Origin of the sequence: Ohtaekwangia kribbensis, assembly GCF_042676245.1 — a bacterium.
In the GTDB taxonomy this organism is placed as follows: Bacteria; Bacteroidota; Bacteroidia; order Cytophagales; family Cyclobacteriaceae; genus Ohtaekwangia; species Ohtaekwangia kribbensis.
The window spans coordinates 389476-413682 of record NZ_JBHTKA010000015.1 but is presented as its reverse complement, the minus strand read 5'-3'; the positions used below and the strand labels follow the sequence as shown (position 1 = coordinate 413682).

General features: G+C 42.5%; 22 protein-coding genes. 11 read left to right on the top strand and 11 right to left on the bottom strand.

The annotated features are described in order from the left end of the window. The first annotated feature begins 180 nt into the window (after nt 1–180). Nucleotides 181–666, top strand: coding sequence for a hypothetical protein (locus ACFQ21_RS28590; protein WP_377585864.1), 486 nt, complete (start codon nt 181–183; stop codon nt 664–666). Between the two features lie 79 nt (nt 667–745). Here the strand turns inward: ACFQ21_RS28590 and ACFQ21_RS28585 are convergent, their stop codons facing one another. Genes ACFQ21_RS28585 through ACFQ21_RS28575 form a run of 3 tightly spaced genes read right to left on the bottom strand, consistent with a single transcriptional unit; the run spans nt 746 to nt 2673 of the window. After that, a complete protein-coding gene (locus tag ACFQ21_RS28585) occupies nt 746–1216 on the bottom strand; it encodes a hypothetical protein (RefSeq protein WP_377585861.1) in 471 nt (156 codons plus the stop codon). Nucleotides 1217–1224: 8 nt separating this feature from the next. Next, entirely contained in the window at nt 1225–2154 is a 930-nt protein-coding gene (locus ACFQ21_RS28580; RefSeq protein ID WP_377585859.1) for a heme-binding domain-containing protein, read from the bottom strand. A gap of 45 nt (nt 2155–2199) precedes the next feature. After that, entirely contained in the window at nt 2200–2673 is a 474-nt protein-coding gene (locus tag ACFQ21_RS28575) for an organic hydroperoxide resistance protein (protein WP_377585856.1), read from the bottom strand. 337 nt (nt 2674–3010) lie between these two features. Here ACFQ21_RS28575 and ACFQ21_RS28570 point away from each other — a divergent pair, with 337 nt between their 5' ends. From ACFQ21_RS28570 to ACFQ21_RS28550, 5 genes are all read left to right on the top strand, one after another. Continuing rightward, on the top strand, nt 3011–3787 hold the full coding sequence (locus tag ACFQ21_RS28570) for a DUF1223 domain-containing protein (RefSeq protein ID WP_377585854.1): 777 nt from the start codon (nt 3011–3013) through the stop codon (nt 3785–3787). A gap of 113 nt (nt 3788–3900) precedes the next feature. Further along, a complete protein-coding gene (locus tag ACFQ21_RS28565; RefSeq protein ID WP_377585851.1) occupies nt 3901–4920 on the top strand; it encodes a sensor histidine kinase in 1020 nt (339 codons plus the stop codon). Continuing rightward, nucleotides 4901–5662 carry a LytR/AlgR family response regulator transcription factor gene (locus ACFQ21_RS28560; protein ID WP_377585848.1) on the top strand — a complete coding sequence of 254 codons (762 nt, stop codon included), beginning with the start codon at nt 4901–4903 and terminating at the stop codon, nt 5660–5662. The genes ACFQ21_RS28565 and ACFQ21_RS28560 overlap by 20 nt, the downstream gene beginning before the upstream one ends. 75 nt (nt 5663–5737) lie before the next feature. Further along, nucleotides 5738–6340, top strand: coding sequence for a methyltransferase domain-containing protein (locus ACFQ21_RS28555; RefSeq protein ID WP_377585846.1), 603 nt, complete (start codon nt 5738–5740; stop codon nt 6338–6340). Then, the gene (locus ACFQ21_RS28550) at nt 6333–6800 is read left to right on the top strand and encodes a GNAT family N-acetyltransferase (RefSeq protein WP_377585844.1); all 468 of its coding nucleotides are present in this window, start codon (nt 6333–6335) and stop codon (nt 6798–6800) included. The genes ACFQ21_RS28555 and ACFQ21_RS28550 overlap by 8 nt, the downstream gene beginning before the upstream one ends. Nucleotides 6801–6873: 73 nt before the next feature. Here the strand turns inward: ACFQ21_RS28550 and pdxR are convergent, their stop codons facing one another. Continuing rightward, nucleotides 6874–8262: a MocR-like pyridoxine biosynthesis transcription factor PdxR gene (pdxR, locus tag ACFQ21_RS28545; RefSeq protein WP_377585841.1), complete on the bottom strand. Its 1389-nt coding sequence runs from the start codon at nt 8260–8262 to the stop codon at nt 6874–6876. A gap of 115 nt (nt 8263–8377) precedes the next feature. On the opposite strand from pdxR, the gene ACFQ21_RS28540 reads away from it, so the two are divergent. Genes ACFQ21_RS28540 through ACFQ21_RS28530 form a run of 3 tightly spaced genes read left to right on the top strand, consistent with a single transcriptional unit; the run spans nt 8378 to nt 10391 of the window. Continuing rightward, nucleotides 8378–9013: a hypothetical protein gene (locus ACFQ21_RS28540; RefSeq protein WP_377585838.1), complete on the top strand. Its 636-nt coding sequence runs from the start codon at nt 8378–8380 to the stop codon at nt 9011–9013. A gap of 44 nt (nt 9014–9057) precedes the next feature. Next, the gene (locus ACFQ21_RS28535) at nt 9058–9501 is read left to right on the top strand and encodes a GNAT family N-acetyltransferase (RefSeq protein WP_377585835.1); all 444 of its coding nucleotides are present in this window, start codon (nt 9058–9060) and stop codon (nt 9499–9501) included. An 11-nt stretch (nt 9502–9512) separates the two neighbouring features. Next, entirely contained in the window at nt 9513–10391 is an 879-nt protein-coding gene (locus ACFQ21_RS28530) for a hypothetical protein (RefSeq protein WP_377585832.1), read from the top strand. Between the two features lie 5 nt (nt 10392–10396). Here the strand turns inward: ACFQ21_RS28530 and ACFQ21_RS28525 are convergent, their stop codons facing one another. The 4 genes from ACFQ21_RS28525 to ACFQ21_RS28510 form a co-directional block, all read right to left on the bottom strand. Further along, on the bottom strand, nt 10397–11548 hold the full coding sequence (locus tag ACFQ21_RS28525) for a M23 family metallopeptidase (RefSeq protein WP_377585829.1): 1152 nt from the start codon (nt 11546–11548) through the stop codon (nt 10397–10399). Between the two features lie 165 nt (nt 11549–11713). Then, nucleotides 11714–14209, bottom strand: a complete 2496-nt coding sequence (locus ACFQ21_RS28520; protein WP_377585826.1) for a chitobiase/beta-hexosaminidase C-terminal domain-containing protein — start codon at nt 14207–14209, stop codon at nt 11714–11716. Between the two features lie 187 nt (nt 14210–14396). Further along, on the bottom strand, nt 14397–15752 hold the full coding sequence (locus tag ACFQ21_RS28515; RefSeq protein WP_377585824.1) for a glucoamylase family protein: 1356 nt from the start codon (nt 15750–15752) through the stop codon (nt 14397–14399). 243 nt (nt 15753–15995) lie between these two features. Next, nucleotides 15996–16757 (bottom strand): cyclase family protein, encoded by a 762-nt coding sequence (locus tag ACFQ21_RS28510; RefSeq protein WP_377585822.1) that lies wholly within the window; start codon nt 16755–16757, stop codon nt 15996–15998. Nucleotides 16758–17184: 427 nt separating this feature from the next. Between ACFQ21_RS28510 and ACFQ21_RS28505 the strand changes: the two genes are divergently transcribed. Further along, nucleotides 17185–17445 carry a hypothetical protein gene (locus tag ACFQ21_RS28505; RefSeq protein ID WP_377585819.1) on the top strand — a complete coding sequence of 87 codons (261 nt, stop codon included), beginning with the start codon at nt 17185–17187 and terminating at the stop codon, nt 17443–17445. Between the two features lie 190 nt (nt 17446–17635). Continuing rightward, nucleotides 17636–20353, top strand: a complete 2718-nt coding sequence (locus ACFQ21_RS28500) for a tetratricopeptide repeat protein (protein WP_377585816.1) — start codon at nt 17636–17638, stop codon at nt 20351–20353. Nucleotides 20354–20911: 558 nt separating this feature from the next. On the opposite strand, the gene ACFQ21_RS28495 is transcribed toward ACFQ21_RS28500, so the two are convergent. The 3 genes from ACFQ21_RS28495 to ACFQ21_RS28485 form a co-directional block, all read right to left on the bottom strand. Further along, the gene (locus ACFQ21_RS28495) at nt 20912–21946 is read right to left on the bottom strand and encodes a C1 family peptidase (protein WP_377585814.1); all 1035 of its coding nucleotides are present in this window, start codon (nt 21944–21946) and stop codon (nt 20912–20914) included. Between the two features lie 514 nt (nt 21947–22460). Next, nucleotides 22461–23258 carry a toxin-antitoxin system YwqK family antitoxin gene (locus ACFQ21_RS28490; protein ID WP_377585811.1) on the bottom strand — a complete coding sequence of 266 codons (798 nt, stop codon included), beginning with the start codon at nt 23256–23258 and terminating at the stop codon, nt 22461–22463. Between the two features lie 37 nt (nt 23259–23295). Continuing rightward, on the bottom strand, nt 23296–23919 hold the full coding sequence (locus ACFQ21_RS28485; RefSeq protein WP_377585808.1) for a hypothetical protein: 624 nt from the start codon (nt 23917–23919) through the stop codon (nt 23296–23298). Between the last annotated feature and the right edge of the window lie 288 nt (nt 23920–24207).

The window sequence follows — 24207 nt, the reverse complement described above, 5'->3', positions numbered from 1 at the left end:
AAGCATCAAAGCTATAAAATATAGCAGGACCGCAAAAAACTGATTTCTAATCTACTTGAAAACCAGTAGAAAAAGACCATGATTTTATGTTATTGACCACCCAAAACAGCACCGATACCTTTGCCTGTACACATTCATACAGAATCTATCAAACACTCAACAACCATGAATTTTACGATTATGAAAACAAGAATTTACAGTGCAGCAGTTTTACTGGCGCTCGCAACATTTTTTAGTGCCTGTGGCGGTGATGATGACGATGCAACTCCGGGTGGCAATGAAGACATTGGTACATTTGCCGGCAACATTCAAATTACAGATGATCCGCAAACTGAACTGGGATATATACTTAACGTCAAAATCAAGGTTACACGAAATGGCAATAACGCAACGATAAAGATTACCGGCGATCCCGGCTTTGATCGTGAGTATACCGGATCATTCACAACGTTGCAAACCGGCCTGTACGACATAAAAATTTCAAAGCAAATTAAACCAAGTGAGAAGATTGCGGGTGAACGCGTTGTTATTTCCGACAATAAACTAACCATTGGCATTGATGTAGCAAATGACAATGTATTGGTACGAACGAATCCCAACACAGCAGAGACAGTACAAATCTCCGGTAAACTGGAAATGATCGGAACGGATCTTCTAAAAGAATAATTACCTATACATATCATCATAAAGGGACTCATGAAGTCCCTTTATGATTTACAACATGTTTATTTCAGATTATATAGAATCACAAATGTTCGATCTTCTTGCGGGAAAGAATATAGTCAATGCGTTCCCGTTCAAGGGTCGTACCGGAAATTGAATCTGTGCGCTCGCTATAGGTAACGTTATAGTGAGGTTCTATAGCCCCACTCGCTAATGTATTGATGTCGACCTGCTCAATCAATGTTATATGTCCGGTGATCTGCCCGCCAAACCACAACGGGTTTCCCTGTTGATGCCACGTTACCAAAGTATAGCGTTCCCCAACCTGATGTACATGAATATCATTTGCAGGAACCGATGCTGCCTGCTCATTGCCATAAAGTATAGAGATCGTCTGATGCCTGTTGTTGAACCAGGTTGTAATGACGTGAAGATCTTTACTATCATATAAATCTTCGGGAGAAACCTGGAAATTACTTTTATCACCGCATGCCTGCAGGTACAAGGATAATGATACTGTCAGGAAGATATAGCTGATTCTTTTTTTACGCATACGAGTCATCATGGTTTCTTGGTGGGTATATCAAAAACAAATCCGTTGGCCGAAGCGAGCCGGTGACAGTTCATACAATCAACCTCAAAACTCACATTCTTCCCATACGGAACGAGATGCGATGTATTGAACCGGGCAAAGCCCCATCCTTCTGTTCTCTTAAATCGCTCGTCATCCCGTATCATGAACTGTACATTGTTAAAGGCTCCGGGATATATATTCCCGTCTGCATCCTGCTCCCCCGCATCCCACACTACTTTAACAATCGCGGCACCGTTCGGCCACGGATTTATGTTTCCTTCCTGTATCGCCTTAACAGCAATATCATTTCCATAGATTACCCGCATCGTTCCATTATCAAAACGATTGGTTGCTACAATAACTTTCCAGTGCAGATAATCACTGAAGTACTGAATTCCATTCGGAGATTCTCTTACAACCGGTTGATCGGAAACCTGTTTTAGTATTGTTTTCCCCGGCTGCGTTTTACTTGTATTGGTTAACGCCACTATATAATTCTTCAGCGCGCCTACTTCCCGTTCCGATAGTTTGGCAGACGGATGCAACAGCGTATAGTCTCTCCGTGGCATTCTTCCCTGTTCAACCATATTTACCGCATACCATAACTTCGCACGTTGATCGGCAGCAGATAAACTATCCCAATGCGAAAAGTTGAGATGACGCCTCGCTTCCAGAACATCCGCAGATATCTTCCATGAGAGCGGAGCAACCTGGTGATACCATTCCAGTTTTGTATGGTTGGAATGACAATCATAACACGCGTGCTTCAATATTCTCTGTACGGAATCTGGTCCGTCAAATTCGCCTGTAGCGGGCGGGTTGGTAAGCGGTGGCGTGAGGGCTGTCAGAATCGAAACGGCCACCACGCTGATTATCAAAATTACCACCACCTTCTTTTTATGGGCTGCGTTATACATATAATAATTAATCTGGAAATATATATTGACGTTAGTCCTCACATTCTAGCTTGCCACGTTGATCGTAACATTAATGTTACCGCGTGTCGCCTTTGAATACGGACAAGTTTGGTGTGCCTCATTTACAAGTGCACTGGCCTGTTCCGGAGAAAGGCCTGGAAGCGTAACATTCAGACGAGCCTGCAGAAAATAACCACCGGCATTGTTACAGAGATCAACTTCCGCGTCTACCGTCTCACTGCCGGAGAGTTTAATGTTAAACTTGGTGGCAGCAAACCGGATTGCTCCGATAAAACAAGCTGACCATCCTGCTGCAAATAACTGTTCAGGATTAGTACCTGGTCCGGAGCTACCCGGTGACGATAGTTTTACATCGAGCTTACCGTCTGAACTTTTAGAAGCACCATCTCTCCCACCGGTGGTATGTGTTTTACCGGTATATATTACTTTTTCTACTTGTGCGATGGCAACGTGTTCAAAGGCCTTTGTTGTTTTTGTTGATGTTTGACTGATTTCCATGACTTTGTTGTTTAAATGTGGTTCAAATGTATAGCGTCCGATGGGCTCTCTTCAATGTACATCTGGGCGAAGTGGACGAAATCATACCCGGACCAGGCATTCCACCGGTGGAAGCTAATGCTGTCAAATTGAAAATTGATTTTAGCGTACTATCAATCCTAACTCGTACGCTACTACAATACACTCATACTTGAATACACTACATCAATTCGTTGAACGGGTAATATGTCTAATTCAGGTACAAGTTTGCCGGCATGACCCTGTTCTTCATTTTATAGCATACAACCAGCGGATACTTTTGGATCAAATCATTTAATAACGTAAAGTCTTAACTACTATGAAATCAATTGAAGTACTCGCCATAGCCATCGGTGTATGCATCATGCTCACGGCATCAATCAGTATTAACTATGACAAAACGGTAGAAACAAAAAGTGTAATAGACAAGCAAGGTTTTGCCGTATTGGAATTGTTTACTTCAGAAGGATGTTCGAGCTGTCCTCCGGCTGAGACCGTATTGAAAGAAATCCAGCAGGAGTTTCAAGACAAGCCGGTATATATACTTGCCTTTCACGTTGATTACTGGAATCACCTCGGATGGAAAGATCAATTCAGCCAGGAAGCATTTACCGAGCGGCAACGTCAATATGCCTATACATTAGGTTCCGGTTCTCTTTATACTCCACAACTGGTAATCAACGGATCGAAAGAATTTGTGGGCTCAAGTAAACGTGCTATCGTAGAAGAGATCAACGCAAATCTGAAATCTCCGTCAACCGCCCCCCTCAAACTGAATTGTACGCTCGATCAAAATAAATTAACTATAAACTACGAAGGTATAGCACAGAACAAACAAGCTGAACTTGTACTGGCACTTGTACAGAAAACAGCACAAAGCAATGTGAAGGCTGGTGAAAATTCAGGAAGAAACTTATCACATATCCAGATTGTAAGAATGCTCGAACGTTTTCCATTTGAACCTTCGCGCCCCGTTACCATCATGGTACCTGCCGACTTCTCTCCAAAAGACTGGGAATTGATTGGCTTCGTACAGCGTAAAAACAACGGCCACACAGCACTTGCCGGTCGGTTTGACTTCAATTCACTGCGATAATTCGGAAAGCAAAATGCCGGATTCAAGGTCGATATTGTCTACGCCAACGATCAGGATCTGTATATATTTGTGATTGATAAGTACCTTAACAGCTGTATTGAACGGTATCAAGTATGCTCAACAAAACATTCAAGCTATCCAATAAAATAATCTGGTTGTCCTCACTTTTCCTGGGCATACTCTCCTCCGTTCCAAAAATAGCAGAGCATCATTTCAATCCGTATGAAGCGCTGATCAATTCGCTCATAACGGTTTTGTTCTCGCTGTTCATCTGGTATTATAATATATATACCCTTCCCAAGTATACATCACGCAGCGTGGCAGGCGACTTCCCTTTTACACAACTTCTCAAAAGTTTACTGGTAGGACTCTGTGTCATGTTTCTGCTGGCTTGTCTCCAACAATACTTACTGACGCACCTGAGCTTTGGTCCGGTTATGCTCATGATTGAAGTACGCGGTATATTGATTAACCTTACCTTTTACATGTTCCTGCACCTGCTCTATCAAAGCTACCACAACCAGCAGGTAGCCATCGAGTTGGAGCGCACCAAATCAGACAACCTCAGCGCACAATATGAACTGATCAAGCAACAGGTCAATCCACACTTTCTCTTTAATAGTCTTAATACGTTAAAGTATATGGTGGAAAGCGGAGATGCCGGCAGTGTGAATTTCATTCTGAAACTTTCCGACTTTTACCGCTTTACGCTCGAAAGCAGGAAACTCGACCTGATCCGGCTATCACAGGAACTCGAGATATTGAACTCTTATTTGTTCCTGCTAAAAGCGCGGTTTGAAGATGGAATTGTGTTATCCGTACGCATCGATGACGCTCACAAGGATTCTTTCATTCCGCCCTTTACCTTGCAACTATTGGTGGAGAATTGTATCAAACATAATGTAGTGTCACTGAATCGCCCTCTGGAAGTAAGAATATACTCCGATCAGCAATATATAGTCATTGAAAATAATCTGCAGCCCAAGAAAACACCAGAGGCATCTACGGGATTAGGACTCGCCAATATCAACCAGCGCTATCAGCACCTGGAAGAAAAAGGAATTGAGATATCCGTCAATGAGAATTTATTTATAGTAAAACTTCCCATCATTCATGAAGATCATCATCATTGAAGACGAACTGAAGGCAGCTAAATCTTTAGCCGCCATGATTTCAAAAATAAGACCGGATGCCGAAGTGGTTGCGCACTTGCAGAGTGTTGAGGGCGCTGTTGAGTATTTCTCAGTCAACGAGCAACCGGACCTGGTATTTATGGATGTACAACTTTCAGATGGTTTATGCTTCGAGATTCTCAAAGTAATAAAACTGCAATGCCCTATTGTGTTTTGTACAGCATTCGGTGAATATGCCATGGATGCGATCAAAACAAATGGCATCGATTATCTTCTTAAACCCTTCTCGAAAGAACAACTGGAAGAAGCTTTTGAAAAAGTAGAAGCCTTCAAGAATTTCTTTCAGAAGAATGCACAACCGGATATGTCGGCCTTTCTGAAAAAGATCGGGCTTGATGATACCAAGAAAAACTTCCTGGTTTTTAAAAGTAATAAATATACCACGGTACCGACCGATCAAATTGCATACTTCTACATCAAGAACGATCTGGTAACTATCGTAACTTTTCAATCGCAGGAGTACTCACTGGACCAGTCGTTAGACCAGGTACAAAACTCGCTTTCCACCAAACAGTTCTTCCGTCTGAACCGACAATACCTGATCAACTTCAGTGCCGTGAAAGAAGTTGAACATTACTTCGCCAGAAAATTATTTGTTAAACTATCAATCGCCACACCCGAGAAGTTACTGATCGGGAAAGAAAAGACAAGTGCGTTTTTGCAGTGGCTGGAAAGTCGTTGAGTTGTGCGTTAATCCTTATCTTTAGCGTGCATATAGAAATTTAACTATAACAACTACCTTTACAATCTTCAGAGAATGGTATTTGAATTACTAAAGCTAAATATTCACGTTACGGATGAGAAGTTTAATACGATTTATCCGACTGGTATAAGACGTTTGTCTGAAAAACATTGGACACCTGTTTCAGTGGCCAAAGCAGCATCGGAATTTCTGGTAACAAGTCCGGGTACTCGTGTATTGGATATAGGTTCGGGTGCCGGTAAGTTTTGCATGGTGGGTGCTGTTCATACAAACGGATTCTTCACAGGTATCGAACAACGGGCTGAGTTAGTTGAGTTAACTCAAAACCTCTCAAACAAATATAGTTTGGATAATATTGAATTCATTCATGCCAACATCACGTCTATCAACTTTAATCAGTATCAGGCTTTTTATTTCTACAATTCGTTTTACGAGAATATAGACTTCGACAATAAAATCGATGACAGTGTTCTATTAAATACAGGTTACTATAAAGCGTATACGAAATATACCCTCGATCAGCTGGCAATACTCCCGGGAGGTACACGTCTTGCTACCTATTGGGCGGCTGATAAATTCATACCTCATGGATTCGACCTGGTTGAATCCCTCTATGACGGGCATTTGAATCTTTATATGAAACAATCCTATGAGTAATACATCTATTGAAATTATTCCATACGAACCCACGTATCAGCAAGCTTTTAAAGCACTGAACCTGGAGTGGCTTGAGCGATATAACCTCCTGGAGCAAATCGATATGGATATGCTTAACGATCCGGAAAAGTATATTTTGAACGATGGTGGGTATATTTTCCTGGCTCGCCTTAACAATGAAATTATTGGAACTGCCGGACTCGTGAAGGAACATAACAACACGTGTGAACTAGTCAAAATGTGTGTCCATCGCGATCATCGGGCAAAAGGAATCAGTAAATTACTCATCGAGGCATGCATCTCGCAAGCCAGGGAATTGGGGGTAGAAAGAATTGTCTTGTTCTCTAATCACCAGCTTCAGGCTGCTCAGGAACTGTATAAGCAATACGGCTTCAACTATGTAACATTAGAGGATTCATACTTTGTTACTGCAGATATTAAAATGGAGTTGAAAATATAGCATTCAAGTTTTTTAGTATAATATAATCATCTCCGAATCGCATTTACTGAAAACAAATGCTCTTAAACTGTCTTCAAAACCATGCTCTGTAAAGCTTGTCCACTACCTGGGCAATAACTTCCTGCGGCAGACTGCCAAACTCAAATAGCACTTGCGGCTTACGAGGTATATTTGCTTTGTCACTATAAAATCCACTGGTAGGCGTTACAACAATTCCGCTGGCTTGGGCTCGCTGTATAATTTCCTTTTCACTGATACGCGTGTTAATACGCAGAAGAATATTTAATCCCGAAGGAGTCTGATTATAATCAATACTCCGGGGTGGCAGACGTTGTAGTGCTTCCATACAGGCATCATATTTCCTTTTGTAGACCGTTCGCATTTTCTTTAAATGTCGTTCCCAGAAACCTTTCTCCATAAACAGCGCCAGCGTTCTGCGGGTAAAATAAGGTACTGTATTGGTAAGATGCTTATAGGGCTCATATATAGTGGAAAAATTTTCTGGCAGCACGACATAGGCCACTCGCAGGGAAGGCATCAGCGCACTGCTAAACGTACCTATATAAATAACACGATTGGTCTGATCAAGACCTTGTAACGAAGGCATCAAATTGGTTTTATACCGGAACTCACAATCAAAGTCATCTTCTATAACATAAGCATTATTCTTCTGCGCCCAATTAAGCAGTTGTATGCGATGCGTTACGGGTATTGCCGCCCCCGTAGGATACTGATGAGACGGTGTTATATAGAGGAGATCGGCTCGCTCCTTTTTGAGTTGTGTCAGGTCAATACCTTGTGACGCAACGCGTATAGGCTTAACGTTGTAACCAAATTCCTGGAATAACATACGCGTACGAGTATACCCGGGCTCTTCAACTATAATTTTCTTACAGGTGTTTCGCAGCACAAATGCCAGCCAGAATACAAGCGCACTCGCACCAGACCCAATGAGCAGCCGTTCCTGGGTTGCCCGTACGCCCCGGTATTGGAACAGGTATTTCACTAACTGCTCTTTCAGTGGATCATCCTGCTCGTATTCCTGGTATTGAAAGCTGATACGGTCGAGCGCCCAGTTACTGCACTTGCGCCACTGCTTCACAGGAAAATGACTTTCATCCACCAGGTGTATAGATGTATTGTAGGCAGTTGACCGCTTTTTATTTTTTGGTTTTTTATTCCGCAACGGTAATAAATCGCCTACAGGCAATTGCCAATCTGAACGATCAATCTTCGCCACATATAGTCCCTTGCGGTGAACGTTTGTAACATATCCTTCTAACGTTAGTTGTTCATACGCCTTTAATACAGTGTTGTTCGCGATACCTAATTCTTTGGCTAATACACGATACGAAGGCAAACGCTGATTATATGGCAATCTCTTCTGTAGTATGGCAGTCTTGTAAAATTCATAGATCTGCTCATACAAGAGCTTGTCGGTATGGTGAATTGTTGGAATCATAACTGCACCCATCAGAAAGTTAAAATCTGCACCCGGGCATGGGTGCAAAGATAATCTACTTTTGACACATCAATGTACAAAAACAAAACACGGAAAACCGCAAAACTATATTTGTATGAACTCCACAAAAATCAACCTGATTACAAGCCTGAGCATTATACTCGGGCTATGCACAACGCTGCCACTATCCGCGCAGATACCCAAAGATTTTAAAATGATCAACGCAACAATCAATGCAAAAGGCGATCTGGTTATCACGGCATCCAAGACATCCTCTGCTAATGACTTTGATTTTTTAGCAGGTAAATGGACCATGGACAACAAGCGCTTGAAGACACGCCTGAATAATTGTACTGAATGGGTAGAGTATCAATCTGACGATGAAAACTTCGGTCCGATGCTGAATGGTATTGCCAACATTGATATTTACCGGACATCGTATAACCAGGTAAATGACAAGCCGTACGAAGGCCTCACGTTGCGTCTGTTCAACCCGCAGACAAAATTATGGAGTTTGTATTGGGTCGATAGCAATACAGGTGTACTCGATCCTCCGGTAGTAGGTTCTTTTGAAGGAAGTGTGGGTACATTTTACTGCAAAGATATATTTCAGGGTAAGCCAATCCTGGTGATGTTTAAATGGGACAAGACTGATCCCAATAACCCCATATGGAGCCAAGCGTTTTCACCGGACAAAGGCAAGACTTGGGAAATGAATATGACAAATACGTCACACCGCATAACACCCTGATATATACTTTACCAACACCGCTTGATCAAAACTGTATAAAGACAATGACCATTCACCAAGCTACCGCGCAAGACATTACACCGCTGGCCCGCTTATTTGACGAGTATCGTGTATTCTATCAATATCCCAGTGATATACCCGGCAGCGAGACATTTCTCGCTGACCGCTTGTCATCCAGCGACTCCGTTATATACATTGCACGCGCCACGGACAACACACTTATGGGATTTGTTCAGTTGTACCCGTTGTTATCGTCTGTGCGAATGAAAAGACTTTGGTTGCTGAACGACCTGTATGTGCATCCCTCCTTTCGCGGGTTGAAAGTTTCTGTAAAACTGATCGATCGTGCGAAACAACTTACCCGTGAGACCAAGGCTGCGGCATTGTTGCTTGAGACTGCTAAATCAAATACGATCGGCAACAAACTATATCACCGGACAGATTTTGTACTGGATACAGATCATAATTATTACTCGTGGAGTCATTAATAAATGAGGTTATGATCAGACTGTTTTTCCTTTCGTTTTTGATCGTTACAACGGCAAGAGTATGCGCTCAGCCGCATGCAGAGAAGGTGCAATCCTTTGCCCCTGGTATCATTTCTGGTGATTCACTGGAATTCAACGCTGCGTTCTCCACAGATGGAAAATCCTTTTACTTTACCCGTTCCGTCAATAAGCGTTCACAGCTATACTATAGCGTTTACTTAAAAGACGGGTGGTCCATACCTGCTCCGCTTTCATTTTCCAATACAAATTACTCCGATGCAGACCCGGCCCTCTCTCCTGCCGGTGAACTTTATTTTATTTCAACCAGGCCGACACATTCCAATGATACAACGAAAGACTACGATATCTGGAAAGTTAAGCTATTGAGCTCCGGACAGTGGTCGCAACCCGTTCATGTGAAGGAACTCAACTCTCCAGAGGATGAATACTATATATCCTTTACAAGAAAGGGCGATGCCTGCTTCGCTTCATCCCGCAAGGGTGGATATGGAGAAGAGGATATATACTTTAGCGAATACCAAAACAACATCTTTCTTGAACCTCGAAATATGGGCAGTACCATCAATACAAGTCAATCGGAGTATGATCCTTTTATAACAGCAAATGGTGCTGCATTGATATTTACTTCATCCGGCAGACGCGGCAGTCTCGGCAAGGCTGATCTATACTGGTCGGTAAAGACAACAAATGGCTGGAGAGAGCCTGATCATTTTAATGAGGCCATTAACACGAGCTCCCGCGACTATTGCCCCTATATTTCGCCAGACAATAAGTATATATTCTACAGCAGTGGTGGAGACATAAAATATACCCGTATTGATAGTCTTCCAGCTATACTCGCAAATTGTATTGCCACCAGATCGTATTAACTTCTTTACTTTGTAAACTGAACAACCGCGTTCGGTACAGGGCGCTCGTTGGCAATCTTTTTCCCATTACTATTTCCGGAGGTGTCCCAACGGTGCTGTCCCATTCTGCTGAGATCGTTATATACTCCAAGTTGACTAAAGCTCTCAAAGACGAAAGGTATACCCTCTGCTCCCAAGGGAGAATTACGATCAGCAACGTGAAAATGAAGGTGAGGTCCGGTCGTTTGTCCTGTAAAACCAAGTGAAGCGACTACGTCACCCTTTCGTATCTTTTGTCCGGGTCTTACGCGTATACTACCAGGTTTTAGATGCTCGTAGAATGCGAAATGGTTATTGCCGATGTCCAACACAATATAGTTACCGGTAGCTTTTTCAGCGGGTACTGCAGGATGTGCTGAAACTGTTTTGACCTCCTGAAAATCGTCACGCACTGTAACAACTGTACCGTCTGCTACCGCAAGAACATCAACACCATAGCCATACCAGTTGGCAATAACGTCTTCATTCTCTTTGGTGTATTGTCCTTTGTCGTTGAGCAGTATGAAATCAATAGCAAAACGCCCGGGTATACGAGCTTTTCCATTCATGGTATAGATTACCCGGCGATGTCCACGTGCCCATGCAGGATCATATATAGCTACCCACGGACCATTGCGCAACGGTGCGCCAAGAATAATGGGAGTATGCTTCACTGTCCAACCTTCGTCCTGTATTCGAATCATGGACTTCTTTCCTCTTGAAAGCAGCGTTCCTTCCATCACATGACGTATTGGATCGGTTAATTTTTCACCAGCAATCTCAATGTATAGTATACTGGCAGCGCCCGGACGCAGTAATAACGTATCCGGATTTCCTGTTGCAACGGTCGGGATATTCGCAAATCGTTTTTTTAAATCTTCAGAAGTAAACGAAGCAACCAGAACTGAGTCACGCACCGTGACCACACGGAGGGTTTGGAGCGCTATTGTATCACTGGAAAAATTTGTAAGCACGAGCTCATAATAAATCATTCGCCTTCCTCCTATCGCGACCGATTCGGGCTGATGAAGCATTCGCATGTCAACTGACAATCTATAGCCTTGCGCCTGTAACGTTGTACCAGAGATCGTCACACATAGAACTATAAGCGTTAACGGCAATTTAAAAAATACATGCATACGATTTGAGTGGGTTCATTAACGAATATTGCTTGATTTTACGTGACAACAAGAATCAAGTTCCATAACGATAAATAATTTTTAATAGTACTGTCCGAATGGACTAACCTCGCCCGTCATGGAGCAAACATTTACTTTATAAGGATTATAAATTCAACAACTCAATTACTGATCATCTGTAGCAACTTCAATCTCATCCACAAAAATCCAAGCCTTACCACCAGCTCCAGAGTGCCATGTCGGCATAGGACCGGCATTTTTTGCCTCTATACGGATGAACCGCGCTGATTTTTCTCTCAAGATCGCTTCATATGTTTTAATAGTAGATTTCTCGGCCTTTGTGACGGCATCGAACTCCTCCTGCAACACAGGTTTATATTTCTTTCCATCGGTCGATAGGGAGAAATATACTTTGACCGGTGCAAAGATCCATGCAGATTGATCATGCAGAAAATTAATTTTAACCGATTTTACTTCCTTTATACTTCGCAGATCGAGCACGGCATTGAAATCCGTTCCTTCAAATCCAAGCCAACGACCGTCACGACCGTGTAGTGAACCGGTAAGTTTGTCGGTTAGCGTTTTTTGTCCGCGGGAAGTATAGTTAGCATGCGGTAGATATTGAAGTGTTACCAACATTTTCTTCGGTATAGATTCGTAATGGACGAGAGCAGTTTCACTTCTCTCTAGTCCTTCCTGAATCGCAACAGCTTTCACTACCGTAGCGTGACCTATTTTGAAAGGCTTTGTATACCGGGCTGAATTATCTGTCGGCTCACTTCCGTCCAATGTATAGTATATACGTGCTGTTGAGTCAAAGGCTTGCAGCGAGACAGTTATAGACTCTCCTGTTTCAATCTCCGGTATAGCCGGGTCAATCAGCGGTGGAGCGCTGCGTTCTCGCGTAGACACGGAATAAAACAACTTCTCAGGTTGGAGAATTTCACGGATCGGCTGATCACCTTGCTGAAAATACACTTCGATTGATTCATCTGGCAATACATGGTCATATTGAAATGTTATCGCATGGTATCCCTTCGTTAAATAGATGGCTCTGCCCTGCTCCACAATATCATTATCAATTAATACACGCATGGAGTTTGCCGCGTAGCAAAAGAATCGATAATCGTGATCAGCATCTATAGCTATATAGCTTTTCCACGCCAAGCCGAATGTTTCGTCCGAAAGAGCTTCCGGCACATGCATTTGACTCTGTGGTTCTACCATCGTGGGTACATCATTTATCCAATGAAAGGGCTTACTATTTTTATCGCTCCGGAAATACGAGTAGATCAAACCGTGTCTACTTTTGTTTAACGCGCGAGATGAATCTGCTGTGAGTGGCGTAATTCTTTTTGGTACAACCGGAAGTCGCATTTGTTTTCGAAGTCGGGCCATTGCCCAGCACCACCACGCTACCTGCTCACCATTGCCGGGATCAACAATCTTCCAAACACCTTGTTCCAGGTTCTTCAGTTCCGCTTTGGTTAAAGTATATATATCCTGCTGCATTCCGTTCGCGAGGTATGCATTCTCCATGTATATAGGCTGTTGGTGCTGGATAATCCGTAGCATCGAACATATCTCATGTAATCTTGTCCACTCCTTTTCACGTGCGGCATACTCCATTTCCCATGCTATACCTTTACCAATCATTTGCCCGTAGAATTCACCAGTGGGCCATGAATCCGTAGGCATCCATTTTATACCATTCCATGTCTGTATACTTCTTCGTAACGCTGCTACCGTATTTACCATAACATCATGACGCAACGGTTCCCACTGTGCCGCTACCGGTGATAAGTTTACCCAACCCATTCCGTGGAAAGGTATATGTTCATTGTTTTCATTCAGCAACAATTCATAGTAAACATCTTTACCATCGGCATTTTGCACAAAGTGTTTCTCAATGCCAGCCCGAAGTATATCCAGTTTCTGTTGCCAGCGGGAAGCTGCATCGCTTTCGCCTCTGCGTTTGGCCACTGCGATCATAGACTCAAGCGCAGCTCCGACAAAACACTGCGTCAGTAAATTATAGCTGCTCGGTACTAGTCGCGAATGTTCAAAGGCATAATTATAGATCAGATCAGGAATGGCTCCCTTTTCTTCCAGGCCAAAGTAAGGCTTTGTAACTGATCTGTCCATCAACGCAGCGGCTATACGCCATGTGCGATTTTCAAAACTCGTTTCGCCGCGGTATAATGCTAATTTTGCCCACGCCAGGATGACGTGCGCTTGTCCATCGATCTGGTCTGTGCGCCCTACAATCCGATACGGGTTGTTAACAGAATCTGCCGGTTTATCGAGGTATTGCTTTCGATCCAATACATGTGGCACACGCGTCATGCCATTGGTAGTCATGGCATCAAAGACACAGTTAATTAAATGTTCAGCATGCGTTAATTCACCTGTCTCCAGCAATAACGGAACCATTGCTCCCACTGTGCGAGCATACATGCCATCATACTGCCCGGTTCGAGACTCCTGCAGAAATCCGTCAGCCTCAATACGATCCAGCAGATCATAATATGTATTGGAATATAGTGTCTCAAAAAAATCAGAAGACAACTCCTCCTTTACCTTCTGATACATGGCATCATCGCGCTGCTGACAGGAACAAACAAATAACAGCAAGAGAATACCCGAAGAAACAAAGCGCATGCTTTTTATGTGTTTAGGCGTTTACGTGTTTAGGAATGCAGTTGTATTAAGTGTATAGATGCTACGTGTAGTCGTGTGTATACTTCAACACATTAACACGGCAGCACCCTAACACAACCGAACGTAAACATATATCAACTTTCAAACATAAACACGTACACACCTACACACTTAAAACACATAAACATTATCTCGTGAAGCCGAGTTTATCAAGACCTTGCTGTACTTCGGGGGCTGACATGAATAATTTCCATAGCAAGCCTGAACGATGATTTTCGATCATCACAATTATAGGACCTTGATCAATAGCCAGGTAGCGCGGCAGGTACCAGTTGTGATGTTCACTGAAAGCATCATAGAAACCGTACTCACCGAATGTCTTGTCTCCAAGATCAAAGTAAAAATGTTTCAAGGCTTTCATGGACTCTTCCGGTGTATAAGGAAATGAAGAAAGCGCGGCTGTAGGAGAAATAACTCCTAAATCTTCAGCAGGACTGTGAGCAGCGTAACCGTTGATTGAATAGCTGGCAGTTAATCCCCAACTGTTTTCACCATAGCCTTTATACTGCTTCGGATTTTCAACGCAATATCTGTAGTTAATCAAGGTGTGATTACGGTTGTGTGTCCAATAATCAGCATAGCGATCTTTGAGATTATGCGGATCCAGCCCAAGGTATGAATAATGAGACCAGAACAACGGACCTCCATATTGTTGCGCACCGTTGTGACGAAGGTCGAGGTGATAACCATATTGCTGATGCGTTGAATCGTTACGTATACCTCCCTTACGCGCCCAACCATCGTGGTATACTTCTGCGGGTACCCCATGCGTTGGCGAGGCCGCTGCCAGTATATACATGATGAGACATTCGTTATAACCTTCTACTGCAAAGTTCATAACCCACGCCTTATCGGGTGACCAATGCCAGTATAAAACATTCTGTTTGTTGTTACGATGCCAGTCGAATTCAACCTCGCGCCAGAGTTTATCAATACGACCGGCTAATGCTTTCTCTTGTTCATTACCCTCTTTGAAGTATTGTCGTACACATAATAAACCTTGCAACAGGTACGATGTCTCAACCAGGTCACCGCCATTATCATTCGGACTGAACGGTTTTACTTTACCCGTTTCACCATTCCACCAATGGGGCCATACACCGTGAAAGCGATCTGCTTTTTCGAGCCATGTTATAAAGTGTGTGAGTCGTTCGAGGCCTTGTTCACGTGTAATGAACCCGCGCTCAATGCCAACAAGAATAGCCATCACACCAAAACCTGTTCCTCCGGAAGTAACAATGTGTTTATCATTTTCCGGATAGACGTTATCGGCATGAAAGCGTTCACGGGCAGCGCCACTGGTAGGCTCTGCACCGTTCCAGAAATACTGAAAGGTTCGGGCTTCTACAAGTGTGAGTAACGAGTCATCGCTGATGTGTGCCGTAGTGTCTGCTGATGTTGTCTGTTGATCGGTCTTCCTGGGCGTACACGAAGCCAGTGCAACCACTGATACTAAAAAGTAAATTAAATTCCTTCTGAGCATGGTATCCATGTTTCGTTTGGTTGTATAAATATAAACTAGAACAGAAATATGTCAGAAATCCGGCAAAGAGCTGAAACGCATCCACACAAAACATCTTAAAAAAGTATATACTTTATAAATAACGGAGAATACTTTTTCCGGATAAAAAACATTTACTCAAACGGTTCCAGCCTCTTTGCAACTAAGTTATCAAAGTGGTTTTGCACTAAAAAAACAATTACCAAAAACTATCGCAGAAGTCCATTAATCGAGCATGGCAACAACACGGGCCGGAGCAGCCGAGGCACCAACGATCTTCAACGGAAACACGGCAACTTTGAACCCGCTATACGGCAACGCATCCAGATTTACGAGTTGTTCCATGTGACAGTACTCCTTCTGTTGTCCTACAAGATGAGCCTTCCAAAAAGTACTGCGATCGTTGTTCTCCTTTGCCTTTCGGATCTGATACGTCAGCGGCAGATCCCAACCCCATGAATCAATGCCCATTACTTTTATACCTTTGTCGATTAGCCATGCTGTTGCTTCAGCACTCATGCCTGTACCGATATAGGGAAAATCTTTGGTGCCGTTAAATTTATCACGACCAGTCTTTATCAATACGATCATACCCGCACGCAACGCCAGGTTCTCTCTTGTCAAAAAGTTTTCAATGTCTTCTACGGTGATCGCATCGAAATCAGCCTTGTGTTTCATGTCGATCACAATACCATCATTGTAACACCACTCCAAGGGCACCTGGTCGATCGTCTTGGCTGGCTCGCCATTACATGTAGGCGAATAATGCCAGGGCGCATCAATGTGCGTGGTGGCATGTACGCCCATCTTCTCAATTGTATCATCGGCCCAGCCTTCAAAGCCTTGCGGGAACAAACGGAACGGCAAACCCAGCAATCGGATGAGCCACTTTGCTTTACCATGTGGCTTGTGTTTGATCTTAACACGCATAAACCAGGGATCGTTTCGATTGAACTGAACGGGCTTTGACAAATCAATAATCTTCATTTGATAAACGTTATTTATATATCGATGTACAAAAGAAGTAAATTTATACTTCCATTGTATACATGCCGGCTAACTATATATACTTTTACATTAATCTATTGATTATGTATACTATATATTCCATAACAAGATATATTGACGTCCAACAGGAAGTATACTTACAATTCTCGGAATAAGATTTTATTGTGCAACGATCCAATAAAAATTTATTGCACCGCCAATCTAATGTTAACAGTATATTATAGGATCACCTCACAGTACATTAATCTGCCAATAGTTCCATTCGTACAGTTTTTTGGTCGATTGGTATAGTTCAGACAAACTTAACAGCCGTTATCGTAGGATTCTTTATAAACTCTTAGGACATTTACAGCATCTTCCCGCTCGCAATCCACCTGTCCATAAAAAAAACAAACCCAACTTTCTGATGGTAAATCATGAGACTTTACTGGTGTTGCGCTTTACTCTAAAAAATTCCGAAGGATTTTTCTGTCATATCGAATCTGCTAAATATAGCAGAGTGATAACGGTGGCAGATGTATCTCCTGAATTCTTTTTCCGGTATGTATTGGACCTGATACGCGAGGAATTTGAACCGGCACGCACACGGCTCGATATTACGTTGGATGATCAGGAAATTCCGGTTGATACGGACCTTATCAAAGACTTTCTAATCGTGGAAATTTAAGCCGGATATCAAGTTTTTTCAAATAATTTTAAAATAGACCTGCAATCCCCTATCTTACGCGGGTAGTTGTATAGCAGCGTTCATCCGTCTAAACACACACTGGAACACCAGAAAATTACTTTCATCGTACCGTTTTTTTAAAGTGTTCGAATCCGCTTAATTTTGTCGATAACGTTTTACCTATCCGGGCATGAATCGTGGCAAGGCTTTCGTTCTAATCTGCTTCCTGAGCTTGCTTTTCTGCGTTGCTGCCGCCCAATCAAAGATTACGGATAGCCTGGAAAAACGCCTTCTGCAAACCGCTGACGAAGAAAGGGTAAATATCCTGAATCAACTCACATACGAATTTATTACGCACGACAACGCCAAAGTAATTCGTTATGGTGATGAAGCCATTCGCATCAGCCGACAGATCGGCTACATAAAAGGCGAAGCTATAGCGCATACCTATCGTGGCGTATATGAATATCTATCTGGGGAATTCAAACAGGCGCATATAGACCTGCATCGTGGTCTCACGTTGTCTATTAAAGCTGGCGATCGGTCCAACCAGGGATATACTCTGTTACAACTCGGTGTTTGCTCGTTGGAAGAAGTCGAAAAAGACTCTGCGCTATATTACTTCGAACAAGCCTATACTATTTTCAAAGACAGCACCAATGCCTTAACGCTTTCCAAGATATACCGGAACATGAGCGCACTTTACGGGCAGCGGTATCAATATGACAAGCAACAAATTTACCTCGACCGTGCTATTGCTATACGGAGATTGTTGAAAGATGATATACTACTGGCCGATGCGTTGATTCTGAAAGCAGGTAACATTCTTGCTTCCGGGGAGATTGGTGAAACTGAAAGTCTTCTGAACGAAGCCGAGCGGTTGGTGATCGATCACACCGAAGACAAAGAAGACCTTCATGACATCCGTCACCTGCGCGCGCTTATACTCTTTCGGAAAGGTAAATTTGACGAAGGACTTGTTTTGTTTGACTCAGCTCGCAATTACTATTTCAGCAAATCACTAATCCGTAAGTATATAACGCTGCTCACCGACATGGGAAAAGTGTTTTCCGATCGAGGGGAATACGAACTGGCGCTCAATAATTTGTACGATGCACTCCGCCTTAGTAAAGAACATGGCTTTGAAGCCGACACTTATATTATTCGTAATCGTATCGGATGGGTAAATTTTCATCTTGGCGATATGACACAAGCGCTACGTCTTGCGAATGAAGCATTGCGGGATGGGCCTAAACGACAACTTGAAGGTGATCTTGCAGAAGCACTCATGCTGAAAGGTGCAGTACTCACGGATATGCATAAATATAGCGCTGCAAAGGCATCACTCGATTCTGCTTCACAGTTATATACCCGTTTACAAGATGACAGAGGATTGAGTGAAGTGCTGATGAACCTCGGCTACCTGGAAGCTCGCCAACAACGATACACATCTGCCCTAGCCCTGTACCAGCAAAGCATGGAACGCGCGGAGACTTCAAACTATCCATACGGACTGGCACGTTCACGCTGGGGAACCGGGGATATATATACGCATCTGGGTAACTATAAAAACGCGGCACAGCTACTTGATCTTTCAGAACAATATTGCCGCCTGGCACACGCAAATGAGTTATTGATTCTCAATTACAATACACGCAGAGATTTATTGGCAGTACAACAACGGTATAAAGAGTCGTTACAGTATTCCATGATGGCGACTGCGTTGAAAGATTCCATTCACCGAACAGATCTTGCACGCAGGTTTATTAACCTTGAAAAAACGCAGGAGATCGAGCAACGCGACCGGAACATTAAAGAACTGCAAAAAGACAAACAACTTGCCCAGGACAAAATTCACTTGCAAGAGTCACGTTTGAGACAACAGTATATATTGATTGCCGCGGGTATATTTTGCATTGCGTTACTGGCTATAGTCGCCACCCTATATTATCGGTTCTACCGGAGAATTAAAGTTCTCAATGTAACTATCACTGACAAGAACAAACGTATACAGGCGCAGGCGCATAAACTCCAGGACATGAATGCCGAGCTGAAACATTTATACCAGGAAGTATCGGAGCAGAATGAAGAGATCCAGGCACAATCCAACAAGCTCACGGAAAGTAACAAGAGTATAAGTGACCTGAACCGAAACCTGGAGAGAATTGTAGCTGAGAAAACACAAGAGCTAAGCACGACCAATGAAGAGCTGGTGCGCTATAACAACGAATTGTTGCAATTCTCCTATACAGTGTCTCATAACCTGCGTGGCCCCGTAGTAAGACTGTTAGGACTTGCCGGGTTAGCACAGACTGAACAGGAGCTTGCGCAGGCGAAACAATGGATCGATATGATGGTGAAGACTGCAGAAGAACTTGACCTGATTATCAAAGACCTGAGCAAAGTATTAGACTTACGCAACGACCCTGACCGCTATCTTGAAACAGTTGACTTTGAAAAAGAATGGAAACAAAGTATAAGTCTGCTACAGGACACCATTACCGGCCATGAAGAAATCACCTACGACTTCAGCGCGTTACCCAACATCACAACAGTGCGTGCCATGTTACAAAGTACATTTTATAACCTGCTGAGTAACGCTATTAAATTCAAATCACCTGACCGTAAACTTATCGTAACGGCCACCAGCAAGCACGTAAACGGCCATGCCATCATCGAAGTTCGCGACAACGGACTTGGTTTCGACACCAATCTATACCAGGAAAAACTTTTCAAACTATATAAACGATTCCACTCGCACGTAGAAGGTCGTGGCATAGGACTATATTTGATCAAAGCACAGATCGAAGCGTTGCACGGCACAATTACCGCAGAGTCCCAACCTGGAGCAGGCTCTTTGTTTCGGGTGCGTTTGCCTTTGCATGAAGAGCAGAGTAATCACGTGTAATTACACTTTTTTATTTACCCGATTAATACGATGTTAAAAGCGCATTTCGAATGAGATGAGACAACGTCTTACTGCGGCAGTCGAATTTCTGTTGAATAATTCTCACTGATAAATCGATAGGTACGACTTATCTCTGGTGAATCTTCAAGATAAAGAAGGTAAACGCTGTCAGCTATCTGATAAGGTTCATTGGACATGGTACTCAAAAACTCCCTGCCACTAACAACGTATTTAAACGTTACCGAGACAGTTCCCTTTTCACCAACCTTCTCAGTGTTTGTAACAACAGCCTTTACTGTCCTGCCGTCCCTCGCTAGTCTGAAATTTTCAATTGTTCTTAATGAGCTTCTTGCTATAAAAAATAACAACCGCAATGCATAGCAGCGTAAGGAAATGGAATCGTCTACCTTGTACAACTAAATAAGGCAATTCGATTGACATCAATGAATGCCGCGTCTGTGGTTGTTCCTTTTTCAATCCTACAAATATTAACTAATTCGTTAACATAGAAAATCCATCATGAGAAATATATCATGATGGATTTTCAAGAATTAACTCTTACAAGCCAAAGTTTCTCGTGTTGATCCACTCTGCTTTGATCAGCGACCACCAATCCACAGCGAGGCGTCTTAGTATATATTCATACGGCAGCCAGCCATAGCCATTATTTCCCCAGCCAGTGCCCCATGAATTGCGGATTAATAGAGCTCCCGTTGTCTTAGCTCCATTGTTACGATTTGTGATCGTGATGCGATCATCATAACCTGCTGCTACTACAGCATGACCACCAATTACGTTTTCTCCCGGAGAAGGGAATGGAATTTTTCCACTGGTACTTGCCTGGTTCAGTGATGTATAACAAGTGAATCCGAACATGGCTGGTATACCTGCAGCAATCCATGCTTTGATTTGCTGTAGCAGATCATTTGGATTTATACCGGGTGTATCATGTCTGAAATAACTGATCGACTGATAATTCTGTGCGAAGGAGTAGCAAAAAGCAGTTGGTTCGGAATCAAAACCGGTTATGCGGTAGGGCCAATATTTTTCAGGACACACTCCAAATACCGTCAGTGCCTCCATCGTTGTACGCAGATATGCGCCTGTATCTCCTGTCCAATTCAACAAGTTACGCGTTGCTTTGTAAAGGAAAAGTCGTGAGGCATCGATGTGATTCCCGAAGGCCCTTCGTTCAAAATATTCAATTACACCAGCACCTGCATTTGCTGTGCAGGAACCCAATGAGCCCTGATCTTCAATCGGAGAAAACCACTGTGTCAGATTAGCACTTGCTGGAAGCGAAGGCGCATTCAAAACACCTACCTCCAACGCCATTTCTTTTACTCCGCTACGTACGCCTTTTGCTTTTCTTTTTTCGTCCACTGCATCTATATCCGTGTTGATGTTATAATCACGGAAGTCAGGAAGCTCACGCAACCATCCCATTGCTTTTTGTCCGGGTGAAACATACTCGATTATCTCTGCACTCACTTCATGATAGTCAGCATCAGAAATTTTGAACTTTGCCATTTCTTTTTGTTCTGCGAGGATCTCATCGAGATTCAATGTCTCCTCAAGGGTTCTTTTGGCCATAAATGTTAGGGTTTTATTTTGCCTACTCTTTCTCTGGATTTTCGGCTTACTCCATGGTATATATAGGGCTATACATGATGCGATAAGTGTATATGATAGCATCGTGACTGCGATGCAAACACACCGCTGCTATACATTAAATCGTGAAAGTTGAACATTGAAAGGAAATTCCGAGACTATCTGAATCAAACTATCCAGATATAGTATAAAGCCGAACAACTTGTACAGGCTTTAAAGAACTGTTCTTGCTGCTAAATCTTTTTCTGCTTCTCCTGCAGAATAGCTCTTTGTTACACACCGATGTCCCCGATGAATATTCATCGTGCCGAAACGCACGCTTTCAGGGAACAAAAACAAAAGCCCATCTGCCGCTTCATTCTTCAGAAGCGGTGGATGGGCTCTGCGTATACGAATATAGTGAAAATTAAAGAATGAGCAATGTTAATATGCTGTTCAGATCGTGAAAAGCTTTAACGTGTTGCTGTGCAAAATTTTAGACTCACAATCTAGTCTATCAAATTATATCTTCGAAACGATCAATAGAGGCATCAGTCGTATCTGTTTTAAAGATCCGCTTATCAAACAAAAAACCGTCCAAAGTGTCATTCGCTGACGGTATAAATTCGATTTTATAGAACAGTTTATTTATGTCAATGCTATTGTCAATAGAAATAACATTCTTCAGAGAATCAGATAGAATTATTGGTCCATTGACAGCTTCGAAATTTTCGTCTGTTCGAAATCCAAGGGATAAATGAGCGTTCCCTTCAAACTTAACCCTAGTGGTCACCGTAATTTCTGTTGAACCAGTCCTTTTCTCTACTGTAAAAGCAGGAAAGAAGAGCTCCATCTCTTTAATATTATCGGGTCCAAATTTAACGATATAGTATAGTTCTCCTTTTTCAGAATATAAATGTCTTTCGGAAAGAAGCCCTTTTTTATCAAATACTTTATACTCACCTGACTTCGCTCCATCAACGTAATAGGAATCAAGTAGTTTTTGACCATTCGAGTGATATACCTCAACCTTACCGTTTAGTTTTCCATTTCTATAACTGGCCTTCTCCTCAAGATTTCCATTTTGAAAATAACGCTCTATATAACCATTGCCAAAGCCTTTGATCCAATATCCTTTTGACTTTAGGTTACCATCAGGGTAGTATGTAACAAAATCACCATCAAAGAGTCCATTTATCTTTCGAGCTCTGTACATCACATTTCCATTTTCATAGTATTTAATTTCATAGTCACGGCTACAACTCGAAATAGCAATAAACAACGCTATAAATATTAAAAGTAATCTTGTCGTCATATAGTCTAATCAAGACACAAGCCTGACATTAATTCTCCTAGCCATTTACATGCTCCTTCTTCCACTTTTTATAGTTGGAAGTCAACAGTTTTATAGCCGAGCGTATCGTGGGCGCCCAATAATTACGGACACCGATTCCATCAGGTGCAGTGGTGTAGCGTTGTGAAATCAGAACTTTCTTCGTTGCAATGTCAAATACAACTGCGATGTGCACGCCTTGTTTCTTTGCTTTATTGTAGCGTTCAGCAATAAATACGATACCAATACCCTCACTTTTACCTTCTTCATAGGCTCCTACCATTTCAGCAATATCAGACTTACTCAATGCACTATCGCTTGGTACAAAGCGAATGTCGGGGGTTGACAGTGAATTGAGTTTTGAGACAGACGCTATATCAAAGTTAACTTTGCTTCGCTGTAAAGCTGCTGCCACATTGTACTTTTCCGTTTCAACCAACATCAATGTATTCCAACCCTGAAAGTAATTGTGTAAATCTTTGTCGCCAAATGTCCCAACCATCTCAGCACGTGTATAGTCGATGCCATACCAGGTTATCGCAGTATCTGTAAAAAGATCTTTTAATGTATATACCTTTTGAGATAAAGCTGATGAACATATCAGTATAACCAAAGCTATAGTCGTTATCAACGAGCGGAACATAAAATGAACAGAATAGTTTAAGGTTAGAGGTTGCGAATATCTTCCACAATTATAAGCGAAATATAATTACCCTATAAAAAATATTACTCTTTATTTACGATCTCAACTATCTTCAGGGATCTCTTTACTAAACAAGTACACTCTCAGTTAAAGTATCACCAACGTTCCACCGTGTCGCCCTCCAATCTATATACTACACTGTTCATCTGTAATATCCCCATTGCGTAAACTTCCATGATTTGGGGTGATTCATTTTCGCCGAATCAAAATGTCTCATCAACATACAGC